At 41.0% G+C, this 14,140-nt stretch carries 13 protein-coding genes; 3 read left to right on the forward strand and 10 right to left on the reverse strand.

The genetic code is table 11. The features are described 5' to 3' along the window. Positions 1–25: 25 nt before the first annotated feature. Entirely contained in the window at positions 26–805 is a 780-nt protein-coding gene (argB, locus tag A6E04_RS03890; RefSeq protein ID WP_026469778.1) for an acetylglutamate kinase, read from the reverse strand. A 15-nt stretch (positions 806–820) separates the two neighbouring features. Next, positions 821–1,825 carry an N-acetyl-gamma-glutamyl-phosphate reductase gene (gene argC / locus A6E04_RS03895; RefSeq protein WP_017022485.1) on the reverse strand — a complete coding sequence of 335 codons (1,005 nt, stop codon included), beginning with the start codon at positions 1,823–1,825 and terminating at the stop codon, positions 821–823. 206 nt (positions 1,826–2,031) lie between these two features. On the opposite strand from argC, the gene argE reads away from it, so the two are divergent. After that, positions 2,032–3,168, forward strand: coding sequence for an acetylornithine deacetylase (argE, locus tag A6E04_RS03900; protein ID WP_065610053.1), 1,137 nt, complete (start codon positions 2,032–2,034; stop codon positions 3,166–3,168). Positions 3,169–3,345: 177 nt separating this feature from the next. Then, entirely contained in the window at positions 3,346–5,976 is a 2,631-nt protein-coding gene (gene ppc / locus A6E04_RS03905; RefSeq protein ID WP_065610054.1) for a phosphoenolpyruvate carboxylase, read from the forward strand. A 160-nt stretch (positions 5,977–6,136) separates the two neighbouring features. On the opposite strand, the gene metF is transcribed toward ppc, so the two are convergent. The 8 genes from metF to nsrR form a co-directional block, all read right to left on the reverse strand. After that, positions 6,137–7,033 (reverse strand): methylenetetrahydrofolate reductase, encoded by an 897-nt coding sequence (gene metF, locus A6E04_RS03910; RefSeq protein WP_012551199.1) that lies wholly within the window; start codon positions 7,031–7,033, stop codon positions 6,137–6,139. A 290-nt stretch (positions 7,034–7,323) separates the two neighbouring features. Then, on the reverse strand, positions 7,324–7,773 hold the full coding sequence (gene rplI, locus A6E04_RS03915) for a 50S ribosomal protein L9 (RefSeq protein WP_012551200.1): 450 nt from the start codon (positions 7,771–7,773) through the stop codon (positions 7,324–7,326). A 40-nt stretch (positions 7,774–7,813) separates the two neighbouring features. Then, positions 7,814–8,041 carry a 30S ribosomal protein S18 gene (gene rpsR, locus A6E04_RS03920; protein WP_005421136.1) on the reverse strand — a complete coding sequence of 76 codons (228 nt, stop codon included), beginning with the start codon at positions 8,039–8,041 and terminating at the stop codon, positions 7,814–7,816. Between the two features lie 15 nt (positions 8,042–8,056). Beyond that, on the reverse strand, positions 8,057–8,359 hold the full coding sequence (gene priB / locus A6E04_RS03925; RefSeq protein ID WP_012551201.1) for a primosomal replication protein N: 303 nt from the start codon (positions 8,357–8,359) through the stop codon (positions 8,057–8,059). 8 nt (positions 8,360–8,367) lie between these two features. Continuing rightward, positions 8,368–8,748, reverse strand: a complete 381-nt coding sequence (gene rpsF / locus A6E04_RS03930) for a 30S ribosomal protein S6 (RefSeq protein WP_012551202.1) — start codon at positions 8,746–8,748, stop codon at positions 8,368–8,370. Positions 8,749–8,981: 233 nt separating this feature from the next. Then, the gene (gene rlmB / locus A6E04_RS03935) at positions 8,982–9,725 is read right to left on the reverse strand and encodes a 23S rRNA (guanosine(2251)-2'-O)-methyltransferase RlmB (protein ID WP_017022666.1); all 744 of its coding nucleotides are present in this window, start codon (positions 9,723–9,725) and stop codon (positions 8,982–8,984) included. Between the two features lie 70 nt (positions 9,726–9,795). Further along, positions 9,796–12,303, reverse strand: coding sequence for a ribonuclease R (gene rnr / locus A6E04_RS03940; protein WP_023604140.1), 2,508 nt, complete (start codon positions 12,301–12,303; stop codon positions 9,796–9,798). Between the two features lie 79 nt (positions 12,304–12,382). Next, positions 12,383–12,808, reverse strand: coding sequence for a nitric oxide-sensing transcriptional repressor NsrR (gene nsrR, locus A6E04_RS03945; protein ID WP_023604139.1), 426 nt, complete (start codon positions 12,806–12,808; stop codon positions 12,383–12,385). Between the two features lie 134 nt (positions 12,809–12,942). On the opposite strand from nsrR, the gene hmpA reads away from it, so the two are divergent. Next, positions 12,943–14,127: an NO-inducible flavohemoprotein gene (gene hmpA / locus A6E04_RS03950; RefSeq protein WP_065610056.1), complete on the forward strand. Its 1,185-nt coding sequence runs from the start codon at positions 12,943–12,945 to the stop codon at positions 14,125–14,127. The last annotated feature ends 13 nt before the right edge of the window (positions 14,128–14,140 follow it).

Consider the following 14,140-nt stretch of genomic DNA (forward strand, 5'->3'; position numbering starts at 1 on the left):
TAAAGTTAATTCGATTCAATGCCAATTAAGGCTGAAATTGTGTGCCGATACTGTTTCCAATAAACAACTCGGCTAATTTTTCAGGTGAGCGCCATGACGCGACCTCTATCGCTTTGCCTAATGTTTGTGCCGCTTCTAGAGCCGCGCGCACTTTCACTATCATGCCATCAGTGATAACACCTTGTTGAATTAACAACTCGGCCTGCTCTGAATCCAAACTTGGTATCAATGATTTATTTGTATCGAGTACGCCAGCAACATCCGAAAGTAAAACGAGATCTGCATTTAATACGGTTGCAACCGCCACAGCAGCTTGGTCTGCATTCACATTCATCAGCTCACCATCAGCAGTAATGCCAATAGAACTGATAATGGGGGTAACTTGTGTCGCTAGAATGGCATTTAATACCTTTGCATCACCCGCTGTCGCTAAACCCACATTTCCGAGCTCAGGGCTTAATTGAGTGATGCTACATAAACCGCCATCAGCCAAACTTAAACCAATCGCATTCACACCATTTTTCATCGCTTGGCCTTGCAGCATTTTATTTGCCGTCCCTGCCAGTGCGCCGGTGATATAACCAATTTGCTCTTTTGGTGTTACACGTAAGCCTTCTTTTTTAATCGTTTCTAATTGAAGCTTTTCCATTAACTCATCAACTAAATACCCACCGCCATGAACAATCACTAATGATCGTTGGGCTTGTTGTTGATAATTTGAAACCGTTTTAAATAATAGTGTTAACGTTTCGGTTGATGCCAATACCGCCCCACCTAACTTAATCACTAATGGACATTGATTCATACTATATTCCATACCTTATATTAAAGCGGTTAACATTGGAAAGCAGAAACGAATATTAATGCACTGCATCGCTTGGCTTGATGCACCTTTTAATAAATTATCGATCGCAGAAACAACAATTAGGTGTTCGCCTTGCACTTTCCAACCAATATCACAGAAAGGTGTCTTCTCTACTGATTGCAATTTTGGCATCTCATTACCGAGTAGACGAACCACTGGTGTATCGGTATAAGCGGCATCAAATGCTTTTTGAATTTGCTCTTCTGTCACCCCTTTTTGTAATTTAGTCGTGATGGTTGCTAAGATCCCACGTTTAAAGTTACCAAGGTGAGGCGTAAAAATAACATCACATCCTAAATGTGCGGCAATTTCAGGTTGATGACGGTGATTGAACACCCCATAAGGTTGAAGACTCACTTCACAAAAACTACTGGCTAAATTAGCTTTACGTCCAGCCCCTGTCACTCCGCTCGTTGCATTAATAACAGGCCACTGATTTTGGTCTAATAATCCAGCGTCAACTAATGGTTTTAACGCTAATTGTGACGCCGTTGGATAACATCCCGGAACGGCAATTAATTGAGCTTTAGCAATCGCATCCGCATTCCACTCAGCCAATCCATAAACCGCTTTATCTAGCCAATCTTCATATTTATGTTCAAAGCCATAGAACTCAGAATAGAAACCTTCTTTTTGAACACGAAACGCACCTGACAAGTCAAAAACAACACAACCATTCTCTAAAAAAGTGGCCGCCAAATCGTGACTCACTTCATGAGCTGTCGCTAATAAAACAATATCACTCTCTTTCGCCACTTGATTTACATTTACTAGAGGTTGCAATGTGTCATCCACCACCCCTTTTAATGAACCATGTAATTCACTGATCGCTTTTCCTTTATCCAAACTATTTTCAGACACATATAAGCCAGATAAAGAAAGGTGCGGGTGCTTAAATACCATCAGTGCCAATTCAGCACCTGTGTATCCGCTTGCTCCGATGATGGTTGTTTTCAACATAAATACGTCCATTTAGCTCTTCAACTATTGAAGGAAAAAGCCATTCAAGGTAACTTGAGCGTTACACATATTAGATACTGCTTTCCTTTTTAAATTTTAGTTTATTCATTAAAATTAAACTAAACTGTATTTCTATTCACTTATTGTGATTTAATATGTGTTTTACAGGGTTCTCTCTTTTGTGTCAACAGTGGATGTATGAATAAATGAAAATACCAGAATTTAAAGAATATTATCAACAGCTCATCTCAACCTCTTCAATCAGCTCTACAGACTCAAGCTGGGATGAAGGTAATGCAGAAGTCATACATAAGTTAGCGCAATGGTGTGAAGATTTAGGTTGTGAAGTTGAAATTGAAGAAATAGAGAAAGGAAAACTCAACCTATTGGCTAAATTAGGTTCAGGAGAAGGCGGGTTATTACTCGCAGGACACACAGATACCGTCCCTTATGATCAAGGACGTTGGAACTACGACCCTCACACACTAACCGAAGCCAACGATCGATTTTATGGGCTTGGAACCGCGGATATGAAAGGCTTCTTTGCCTTTATCTTAGAGGCAATAAAAAACATCAATTGGAAAGACCAATCTAAGCCACTTTATATTTTGGCCACCTGTGATGAAGAAACAACCATGCTTGGCGCCCGCCATTTCGCCTCAAACACTAGCATCCAACCGGATTACTGTATTATTGGTGAGCCAACAAGCTTAATGCCTATTCGTGGTCATAAAGGCCATGTAGCCAACGCCGTTCGTGTTACCGGTAAATCTGGTCATTCATCAAACCCTGCTTATGGTGTTAATGCGCTAGAGATCATGAATGAAATCATGTTTGCTTTAATGAATTTAAAAAATAAATTAGTTAAGGAATACCACAACCCTGGTTTTTCTATTCCTTACCCAACCCTTAATCTTGGCCATATCCATGGCGGTGATAGCCCGAATCGTATTTGCGGCTGTTGTGAACTTCATTATGACGTACGTCCATTACCGGGAATTAGCCTTGATGGATTAGATAATATGCTGTGTGATGCATTGAAAGACGTCGAAGCAAAGTGGCCAGGAAGAATTGAAATAACCCCATTACATGAACCTATCCCTGGTTACGAATGTAGCGCTGATAGTCCAATCGTAACAAGCGTTGCTGAAATTTGTGGCCAAGAAGTAGAAACCGTTAATTACTGTACTGAAGCTCCTTTCTTACAAGACCTTTGCCCAACATTAGTATTAGGTCCGGGTTCCATTGAACAAGCACACCAACCTGATGAATTTTTAGCATTTTCATTCATTGACCCGACAATCAATATATTGAGCAAATTAATGTATAAACATTGCTTTTAATCTGAAATAAATTTACAACACTCATGAAGAGCAAATCAATATTCGATGATCTACGGCAATATATCGTTTAAAAAATCATCGTTTATTCTTCAAAGTTTGACGAAGAGCCGTAAATTCGGATAGATTGAATGCAGAAAAAATTTAGGATGTAACAAAATTACAGTATAGGAAGTATGTATGAATGAAAAGTACGCGGCTTTAAAAAGCAATGTAAGCATGTTGGGTCATCTACTTGGAAACACAATTAGAGACGCTCATGGTGAAGAGCTATTAGCAAAAGTTGAAACCATTCGTAAGCTGTCTAAAACAGCGCGCGCAGGAAGCGACAATGACCGTAATGCATTAATTGAAGAGATTAAAAGTCTCCCTAATGATCAACTGACTCCAGTTGCTCGTGCATTCAGTCAGTTCCTAAATTTAACCAATATGGCAGAACAGTATCATACGATTTCTCGTCACTGCGAAGAACACGTATGCGAACCTGATGCGATCAGCTCACTGTTTTCTAAATTAAGCCAAAACAACATCAGCAAATTAGATACGGTACAAGCGGTGCGTGAACTCAACATTGAGCTAGTGCTAACTGCGCATCCAACAGAAATTGCGCGCCGTACCATGATCAATAAATTGGTAAAGATCAATGAATGTTTATCAAAACTTGAACTGAGTGATATCTCATTTTCTGAACGAGAAAAAACAGAACGTCGCCTTGAACAACTGATTGCTCAAGCTTGGCATTCTGATGTTATTCGTCAAGAACGTCCAACGCCATTAGATGAAGCAAAATGGGGTTTTGCCGTTGTTGAAAATTCATTATGGCAAGGTATTCCTGATTTCTTACGTGAATTTGATCAACGTCTTGAAAATCATTTAGGTGAAGGCTTACCGATTGATGCTCGTCCTGTCCATATGTCTTCTTGGATGGGTGGAGATCGCGATGGTAATCCATTTGTAACTCACACGATAACACGCGAAGTTATGCTGCTTTCTCGCTGGAAAGCGGCCGATCTTTACTTAAAAGACGTGAATGAGTTAATCAGTGAATTATCGATGGTAAAGTGTACCGATGAAGTTCGTGAGCTTGCCTGTGATCAACACGAACCTTATCGAGCTATCTTAAAACAACTTCGTACTCTATTAAACGATACGCTTGAAAACCTTGATGCACAAATGAAAGGTGAGTTAACCAATAACAAACCAATCCTTCGTAATGCTGAACAATTATGGTTACCTTTGCACGCTTGTTACCAGTCACTACACGCTTGCGGTATGGGTATCATTGCTGAAGGTTCTTTATTAGATACGCTACGCCGTGTCAAAGCCTTTGGAGCCCATCTTGTTCGTCTAGACATACGTCAAGAAAGTACTCGCCATTCAAATGTACTCTCTGAACTAACGCGTTACTTAGGCATTGGTGATTACGATCAATGGAGCGAACAAGATAAGATTTCTTTCTTAGTGAACGAATTAAGCTCTAAACGCCCTCTTCTTCCTCGCGATTGGACTCCAACAGCAGAAGTTCAAGAAGTTATTGATACATGTAAAATCGTAGCTGAGCAATCAAAAGAAGCTCTCGGTTCTTATGTAATTTCAATGGCTCGCACCGCATCAGACGTATTGGCTGTTCATCTTCTGCTTCAAGAAGCGGGTTGCCCATTCCGTATGGATGTTTGCCCATTATTTGAAACATTAGACGATTTAAACCGCTCTAAAGAAGTCATGGAACAATTGTTCTCTATTGATTGGTACCGCGGATTTATTCAAAATCATCAAATGGTCATGATCGGCTATTCAGATTCAGCAAAAGATGCCGGTGTGATGTCTGCTGGCTGGGCGCAATACAGTGCGATGGAAGCCTTAGTTGATGTCTGTGAGAAAGAAAGCATTGAACTAACCTTATTCCACGGCCGTGGCGGTACAATTGGTCGTGGGGGTGCACCAGCCCATGCCGCACTTCTATCTCAACCACCAAAAAGCTTAAAAGGTGGCCTACGTGTTACTGAGCAAGGTGAGATGATCCGGTTTAAGCTTGGTCTACCTGAAGTGGCAGTAAACAGCTTTAATTTATACGCAAGTGCGATTCTTGAAGCGAATCTTCTTCCACCACCAGAGCCTAAGCAAGAATGGCGCGATTTAATGGAAGTACTTTCTGAAGTATCGTGTGAAGCGTACCGTAATATTGTTCGTGGCGAAAAAGACTTCGTGCCTTACTTCCGAGCAGCAACCCCTGAGTTAGAGTTAGGCAAATTACCGTTAGGATCTCGCCCTGCAAAGCGTAATCCAAATGGCGGTGTTGAAAGTCTACGAGCGATTCCTTGGATATTCTCATGGAGCCAAAACCGTCTGGTACTTCCTGCATGGTTAGGCGCGGGTGAAGCGATTCAATACTCGATTGATAAAGGTCACCAAGAACTATTAGAAGAAATGTGTCGTGAATGGCCATTCTTCTCTACCCGTCTTGGTATGCTTGAGATGGTCTACACTAAGTGTAATCCACAAATGTCAGAGTACTACGACCAACGCTTAACGGATAAATCCTTATGGCCTCTAGGCGTACGTCTACGTAATCAATTACAAGCAGACATTAAAGCGGTCTTGAATGTAGAAAACAGTGACCACTTAATGGAAAGTGACCCGTGGGGATCGGAATCGATACGTCTGCGTAATATCTACGTTGATCCACTAAATATGCTGCAAGCTGAATTACTGTATCGAACACGTCAGCAAGAAGAGACCTCTCCTGAGCTTGAAGAAGCGCTGATGGTCACTATTGCAGGCATCGCTGCAGGTATGCGAAACACTGGTTAATGCCTGATTAGCATGACATAACGCACTCTACATTAAGGTCACTTCGGTGGCCTTTTTTTATAATCTTATTATTAACAATTACGATGAATTAACGTTAAGAAATCATCTTATACAAACAAAAAAACCGCCACAAATGGCGGTTTTTCTTAATACATTATCATTAACGATTAACGTCAGGACGAACCCCTAATGTATGACAAAGAGCATAGGTATGTTCTGCACGATTTAGCGTATAGAAGTGAAAATCTTTTACGCCTTCACGACTTAAAATTCGCGTCATATCAATCGCGTGACTTGCCCCAACCATTTGACGAGTCACAGGATCATCATCCAAGCCTTCAAATTGCTGAGCCATCCAACCTGGGATTCTTACGTTATTCATTTTAGCAAAACGTGAGGCTTGCTTGAAATTTGAAACGGGTAAAATACCTGGAATAATTTCAACATCAATGCCCGCAGAAACACAGCGATCACGGAAACGTAAATAGCTTTCCACATCAAAGAAAAACTGAGTAATCGCACGGTTAGCACCCGCATCTACTTTACGTTTTAGGTTTAATAAATCCGCTTGTGCGCTTTTAGCTTCTGGGTGTACTTCAGGAAATGCAGCCACTGAAATATCAAAATCATGTTGAGATTTTAGCAGTTCAACCAAATCTGAAGCATACATATCTGGTGCACCACCACCCGCTGGAATATCACCACGCAATGCAACAATATCTTTAATACCATTTGCCCAGTAATCATTCGCAATGTCGATTAACTCTGAACGGCTTGCATCAATACACGTTAAATGCGGAGCAGCAATAAGACCCGTTTGCTCTTTAATTTCTTTAATAATGGAATGGGTACGATCACGTTCACCAGAATTAGCCCCATACGTTACAGACACAAATTTTGGTTTTAGTGTTTTTAAACGATGAATTGAGTTCCAGAGCGTTTCTTCCATCTTCTCTGAACTTGGTGGAAAAAACTCAAAAGATACATTGATACAGCCATTAAGCTCTGCAATATTTTGATTTAACGACTCTAAGTGGCTTGCGTGTGAATAGGCCATGTCTTGCTCTCCCTGCTGTAGTATTAAAAGGAATACTACAAAACTCTATCATCCGTGACATCATGTTTGGACGTCTATATGTCTACAGAATGTATGTTATAGAGTTCAAAGTCAAGGATCTGATTATGAATTTTTTTCAAGTTAACAATGAGGGATTTTCAAGCAGAAATAAAGAGAAGAGAAGAGATAACGTGACCATTTATTTTAAGGTCATTAATTAGATATTAAATTCAAACATAAAAAAACGCCAGCACGAGTGCTGGCGTTTAAAATTATTAGTTGGCTATTGATTACTCAGCAGCAACAACTTCTAATTTCAATGTAGCAAATACTTCAGAGTGAAGTTGGATGCTAACTTCGAAAGAACCAGTTGTACGTAGAGCGCCTTCAGGAAGACGAACTTCGCTTTTCGCGATTGCAACGCCAGCAGCTGTAGCAGCGTCAGCGATGTCACGATTACCGATTGAACCGAATAGTTTACCTTCGTCACCAGATTTTGATGCGATAGTAACTTCTAGAGCGTTAACAGACTCAGCGCGAGCTTCTGCAGCAGCTAGTTGCTTAGCAACGTTAGCTTCTAATTCAGCGCGACGAGTTTCAAACATCTCTACGTTAGCTTTAGTTGCCATAACAACCTTACCTTGTGGGATAAGGAAGTTACGTGCGTAACCAGCTTTAACGTTAACTTGGTCGCCAAGGCCACCTAGGTTACCGATTTTATCAAGTAGAATAACTTGCATTATCTTAGTCCTCTATAAACTTATTTAAACCGCTATCGACTTACAGATGCTTATCTGTGTACGGTAGAAGTGCAAGGTAACGAGAACGCTTGATAGCGCGAGCTAGCTGACGTTGGTATTTAGCACGAGTACCAGTGATACGGCTAGGTACGATTTTACCAGCTTCAGTGATGTAGTTTTTTAGAGTTGCTACGTCTTTGTAGTCAATCTCTTGTACGCCTTCTGCTGTAAAACGGCAGAATTTACGACGACGGAAGAAACGAGCCATGGGCTATCTCCAGATCTAAATGAATTTAATATGCTCAGCATGTAACACTACTCTAGACACACCATTTCGGCCTGTCTGGTACGTGATAAAACCACCTACCATAACGTTACTACCCTGAGCCAAGTTTGCAGTTAAAGCTTGAGACCCTTGTCCACTAACTACCACGTTCATTCTGCAATAGACTTCACGTGATAAGCCAGCTTCCTGTTTAACCGAACGATGCTCAATGACAAAATGACAATGAGGTATGCCCGCAGGACTAAGACTTCGAACCGGAGCCTTTGCGATAAGACCGCTTAACTCCAATCGATTGGTCATCAAATCAATTACTCAGCAGCAGCTTCTTCAGCGCGTGGTGCAGCGTCTTCACGCTTAGCAGTACGCTCTTCTTTAGCTTTCATCATTACTGATGGCTCAGTGATCGCAGCTTTAGTACGCATGATCATGTTACGTAGAACAGCATCGTTGTAACGGAATGCAGTTTCTAGTTCATCAATTGCAGCTTGCTCAGACTCAACGTTCATAAGAACGTAGTGTGCTTTATGCAGCTTGTTGATTGGGTAAGCCATTTGACGACGACCCCAATCTTCTAGACGGTGGATAGTACCACCAGCTTCTGTGATTGAACCTGTGTAACGCTCGATCATGCCAGCAACTTGCTCGCTTTGATCAGGATGCACCATGAATACGATTTCATAATGACGCATTGGTTGCTCCTTACGGATTATTCAGCTTCCACGATTGGCTCAGTCATCCAAGGGAAGCAAGGAACTAAAAAAAAGACTGAGAATTAAGAACGGCGGATAGTATAGAAAAACAGCGTTATTAGCAAGAAAAAGATACCTAAATCACAAAAATATTTTTGTTAATTTAGTATAAAAAAAGAAGGCAATGAAATGATCATTACCCTCACTCTTAGCTAGTTGTTTTTATAGACTATTTAGTCTTGTAACGAACGCTGACGTACGGCTTCAAACAAACAAACACCAGACGCTACAGAAACGTTTAAACTGGTTACAGAGCCAGCCATAGGGATTTTAATCAAGTCATCACAAGTCTCGCGAGTTAGACGGCGCATGCCATCTCCTTCCGCACCCATAACAATAGCTAATGGACCCGTTAACTTCGATTGGAATACATCTTGCGTCGCTTCACCAGCAGTACCAACAAACCATACACCTTTCTCTTGAAGTGCACGCATAGTACGAGCCAAGTTAGTTACACGTACAAGAGGCACCATTTCTGCCGCACCACAAGCAACTTTACTTACTGTTGCTGTCATTGATGCTGATTTGTCTTTAGGAACAATAACAGCGGCCACACCTGCACCATCAGCATTACGCAAACAAGCACCAAGATTGTGAGGATCAGTTACACCATCAAGAACTAAGAATAATGGATTCTCTGTTTTATCCATGATGTCGTCTAAATCACGTTCATTCAACTGCTTAGCAGGCGTAACACGAGCAATAATACCTTGGTGATTTGCACCTTTCGCTTTGTCGTCTAACGTTTTACGTGGAAGTTCTTGGATCTTAAATCCAAGCTCACCCAGTTCAGTGATGATCGGTAATAAACGATCGTCTTCACGACCTTTTAATACAAAGATTTCAATGAAACGGGCAGGATCACGCTCTAATACAGCTTTGGTTGCGTGGATACCAAAAAGAAATTCATTACTCATGTTATCGCTTCTTTCTATTACAAATTAGTGGAGCTAATGAGGCAACGTTGCCTCATCATCGAATGTTTACTTACTCAGCCTTTGGCTTCGGCTTTCTTGCGCGTACTTTTTTCTTGTGTCTTGGTTTTTTCTTCGCCGGAGCACCTTCAGCAGAGCTGTCAGGACGCTTTGTTGGTTCAACCATGGCTTGAGCTTTTGAATTAACTTTGCCCTTACCTTTGGATTTACGATCACCTAATTGACCACGACCTTTTGGTTCAACTTTATCGCCTTTTTTCGCTTTAAAGTTAGGATCACGGCGAGGGGCTTTTTTATCATCACGCTTCTTTGCATTGTCTTTGGCTGTTTTGCCTTGGCCACGCGCTTTACGCATTGAGGTTGTGCATTCAAAGTCAATGTTGCGACTATCTAAGTTAACAGCAAGCACTTTCACCGTCACTTGATCACCCAATCGGAAGATCTGACCAGAGCTCTCACCCGTTAAACGCTGACCCGCAGCATCAAATTGATAATAGTCATTTGCCAAAGATGAAATATGTACCAGACCATCAATGTGTAACTCATTCAATCGAACAAAGAAACCAAAGCCCGTAACATTCGCAATCACACCTTCTAGTTCCTCGCCAATATGGTCTTGCATGTATTCACACTTCAACCAATCAGACACATCACGTGTCGCATCGTCTGCACGACGCTCTGTCATTGAACATTGCTCACCAAACACATCCATATCATCAAACGAATAATGATACCCGCCTGTTGGTGTCCAACGATCGGTGTTATGACCTTTTTCTTTTGCAATAAGATACTTAATAGCACGATGCAATAATAAATCAGGGTAACGACGAATTGGCGATGTAAAGTGCGCATAACGCTTAAGAGCCAAACCAAAGTGACCTTGATTATCTGCGTTATATACCGCTTGTTTCATTGAGCGCAGTAACATCGTTTGAATCAATTCTTTATCTGGACGATCGGCAATCAAATGAACTAATTGACCGTAATCTGTCGGAGATGGCGTTAACCCACCAGATAAGCTTAAACCCAGTTCTCCTAAGAAATCACGGAAACCCGTTAAGCGTTCTTCACCTGGCGCTTCATGCACACGGTACAACGCTGGCTCTTTTGCTTTTTCTACAAAGGTCGCTGAAGCGATGTTCGCCAAAATCATACATTCTTCGATGATTTTATGTGCGTCATTACGAATCACAGGTTCGATGCGATCAATTTTACGTTCAGCATTGAAAATAAATTTAGTTTCAATGGTTTCAAATTCAATGGCACCACGCGCTTCACGTGCTGTTTTTAGCACCTGATACATGTTGTGCAGTTCTTTCAAGTGCGGAACCAGCGGTTCATAACGTTGAGTTAGCTCTTCGTCACCATCAAGAATGTCGCTTACTTTATTATACGTAAGACGCGCGTGTGAGTTCATCACCGCTTCGTAATGTTTAAAGCCTGACAGTTTTCCTGATGCAGAGATAGTCATCTCACACACCATACATAAACGGTCAACTTGAGGATTCAATGAACATAAACCGTTAGACAAGATTTCCGGTAACATCGGAACCACTTGAGCAGGGAAGTAAACTGAATTACCACGCTGAATCGCTTCTTTGTCTAATGCGTTTTCTGGACGAACGTAATAACTAACATCGGCAATCGCAACCCATAAGCGCCAGCCACCTGAGGCTTTTGCTTGACAGAATACCGCATCATCGAAATCTCGAGCGTCTTCACCATCAATGGTGACTAATGGCAGTTCACGAAGATCGACACGACCTTCTTTTGCTTCTTCTGGCACTTCCTCTGCTAGCCCTTCAACTTGTTTTTCAACCGCAGCTGGCCATACATGAGGAATATTGTGAGTACGAAGTGCAATGTCAATTTCCATTCCCGGTGCCATATTCTCACCAAGAACTTCAATAACATGACCTGACATGCCGCGAGCACGGCCACCACGGTCAGTGATATTAATCACAACAACATTTCCCATACGAGCACTCATTTTATGCTCATTAGGAATGAAGATATCTTGGTTAATACGCGAATCGTCAGGCACAACGAAACTTAATCCATCTTCCGTAAAGAATCGACCAACAATGCCATCGTTATGAGGCTCTAATACACGGATAACACGACCTTCTTTTCGGCCTCGTTTATCGGTACCCGTTGGTTGCACTAATACCACATCACCATGAATGACTTTTTTCATTTGGTGGAAAGGCAAAAGCACATCGTTATCTTTACCAATGCTGCCTTCAGGACGGATCCAACCGAAGCCATCACGGTGACCAAGAACAAGGCCTTTCAATACTTCAATACGTTCAGGTAGCGCGTAACACTGACGACGAGTAAAGACTAATTGCCCATCTCGTTCCATTGCTCTTAAACGACGACGTAAGCCTTCATAGTTATCTTCACCAGATAAACCTAGGGCTTCGAATAAGTCATTACGATTTAAAGGCGCTTCTGCTTTTTGGAAAAATTCAAGAATGAACTCACGACTTGGAATTGGATTCTCGTACTTTTCTGCTTCTCGATCTTTGAAAGGATCGTTTTGAATAATCTTAGACATAGGCGACCTGCTTAGTCAGGGGAGATAATAAGGTAATTGTACCTGAGTATAGAAACAACAGATAGGAAAGTATCAGTAATTACACTCGTTTTAACAAAATCAATAATTCATTATTTTCTGTCAACATATCTTGAATTGTATGTTGATCAAGTTCATCTAAAAACGCTTGTTTTGCTTTAGCTAACGCCGTTTTCAAACGACACGCAGGAGTAATATGACAGAATTCGGGCGCGCAATTTACAATGTTAAAAGGCTCGATAGATCGTATCACTTCACCAATAACAATCTGATCTGCTGGCCGGCCTAAACAGATCCCTCCATTCTTGCCTCTTACTGTTTTTATGAACCCTTCTTGGCCTAATTTATTAATTATTTTGACCATATGGTTACGTGAGACATCAAAAGTTTCAGTCACAACAGTAATACTTGTAAGCTCCCCTTCTGGTAGTGAAGCGAGGTATATCAAGGCTCTAAGGCCAAAGTCGGTAAAGTTTGTAAGTTGCATATGCTCTCCTATCCTGTTTTTTCATTGTAATTCTTCTCTTGACTAAAAGATATATTTTAGATACAACTTATAACATACATTATAAATACAACTTTACATTCATACTATAAATATAAATTAAACAGGTCAGCCAAATGCTTAACAAAAATACTATTGATATCATTAAATCGACTATTCCATTACTTGCTCAGACAGGTCCAGCATTAACGGCTCATTTTTATGATCGTATGTTTGATCATAACCCTGAGCTAAAAGATATTTTCAACATGAGCAATCAACGCAATGGCGATCAACGTGAAGCGCTATTCAATGCTATTTGTGCTTATGCTGGTAACATTGAAAATCTTGCGGTCCTTCTTCCTGCCGTTGAAAAAATCGCCCACAAACACACGAGTTTTCTAATTACTGCTGAACAATACAATATTGTTGGCGGCCACTTAATTGCAACATTGGATGAGATGTTCTCTCCTGGTCAAGAAGTTCTCGATGCATGGGCTGAAGCTTATGGCATTCTTGCTAACGTATTTATCCAACGTGAAGAACAAATCTACCAAGAAAATGATGTACTTGAGGGTGGATGGCGTGGCCTGCGCGAATTTGAATTAGTTGCAAAAGAAAAAGAAAGTGAATACATCACTAGTTTCACATTTATGCCGACAGATGATCTTACCGTCTCTTCATATAAACCTGGTCAGTACATTGGTATTTATTTAAATCCTGAAGAATTCGAAAACCAAGAAGTGCGCCAATACAGTTTATCTTCTGCGCCTCAAGAAAAAACATATCGCATCTCCGTAAAACGAGAAGAAGGTGGTAAAGCCTCAAACTACCTACACACTTCACTTAATATTGGTGATAAAGTAAATCTTACGGCACCCGCTGGAGATTTTTTCTTAGACGTTGAGAAATCAACACCAGTTACGCTTATTTCAGCAGGCGTAGGCTTAACGCCGACTCTTTCTATGTTAGAAACACTCACTAAGCATGAAGAAAAAGTAACTTGGTTGCATGCGACAGAAAATGGCTCTCAACATGCGTTCAAGCAACACATTTCTGCTTTAGCTGAAAAGCATGATCATATTTCGGCTTACACTTGGTATAACCAAGCACAAGAAATGGATAAAATCGGTCAAGATTTTCAATTCAGTGGCTTAATTAACCTAACTGAAGTTAAAGAAGATATCATTTCTGATGATGGTCACTATTACTTCTGTGGCCCTGTTGGATTTATGCAGCATGTTGCTAAACAGCTAGTCGCGCTTGGGGTTTCTGAAGATCGCATTCACTATGAATGTTTTGGTCCTCATAAAGTTCTATAACCTTAAAAATGCA

The sequence above is a fragment of the Aliivibrio logei genome (assembly GCF_001691055.1).
GTDB lineage: Bacteria > Pseudomonadota > Gammaproteobacteria > Enterobacterales > Vibrionaceae > Aliivibrio > Aliivibrio salmonicida.

What these genes read in the sequence shown, in the direction of transcription:
- argB (WP_026469778.1), bottom strand. Translation starts at nt 805, where the DNA reads ATGAATCAATGTCCATTAGTGATTAAGTTAGGTGGGGCGGTATTGGCA.
- argC (WP_017022485.1), bottom strand. Translation starts at nt 1,825, where the DNA reads ATGTTGAAAACAACCATCATCGGAGCAAGCGGATACACAGGTGCTGAA.
- argE (WP_065610053.1), top strand. Translation starts at nt 2,032, where the DNA reads ATGAAAATACCAGAATTTAAAGAATATTATCAACAGCTCATCTCAACC.
- ppc (WP_065610054.1), top strand. Translation starts at nt 3,346, where the DNA reads ATGAATGAAAAGTACGCGGCTTTAAAAAGCAATGTAAGCATGTTGGGT.
- metF (WP_012551199.1), bottom strand. Translation starts at nt 7,033, where the DNA reads ATGGCCTATTCACACGCAAGCCACTTAGAGTCGTTAAATCAAAATATT.
- rplI (WP_012551200.1), bottom strand. Translation starts at nt 7,773, where the DNA reads ATGCAAGTTATTCTACTTGATAAAATCGGTAACCTAGGTGGCCTTGGC.
- rpsR (WP_005421136.1), bottom strand. Translation starts at nt 8,041, where the DNA reads ATGGCTCGTTTCTTCCGTCGTCGTAAATTCTGCCGTTTTACAGCAGAA.
- priB (WP_012551201.1), bottom strand. Translation starts at nt 8,359, where the DNA reads ATGACCAATCGATTGGAGTTAAGCGGTCTTATCGCAAAGGCTCCGGTT.
- rpsF (WP_012551202.1), bottom strand. Translation starts at nt 8,748, where the DNA reads ATGCGTCATTATGAAATCGTATTCATGGTGCATCCTGATCAAAGCGAG.
- rlmB (WP_017022666.1), bottom strand. Translation starts at nt 9,725, where the DNA reads ATGAGTAATGAATTTCTTTTTGGTATCCACGCAACCAAAGCTGTATTA.
- rnr (WP_023604140.1), bottom strand. Translation starts at nt 12,303, where the DNA reads ATGTCTAAGATTATTCAAAACGATCCTTTCAAAGATCGAGAAGCAGAA.
- nsrR (WP_023604139.1), bottom strand. Translation starts at nt 12,808, where the DNA reads ATGCAACTTACAAACTTTACCGACTTTGGCCTTAGAGCCTTGATATAC.
- hmpA (WP_065610056.1), top strand. Translation starts at nt 12,943, where the DNA reads ATGCTTAACAAAAATACTATTGATATCATTAAATCGACTATTCCATTA.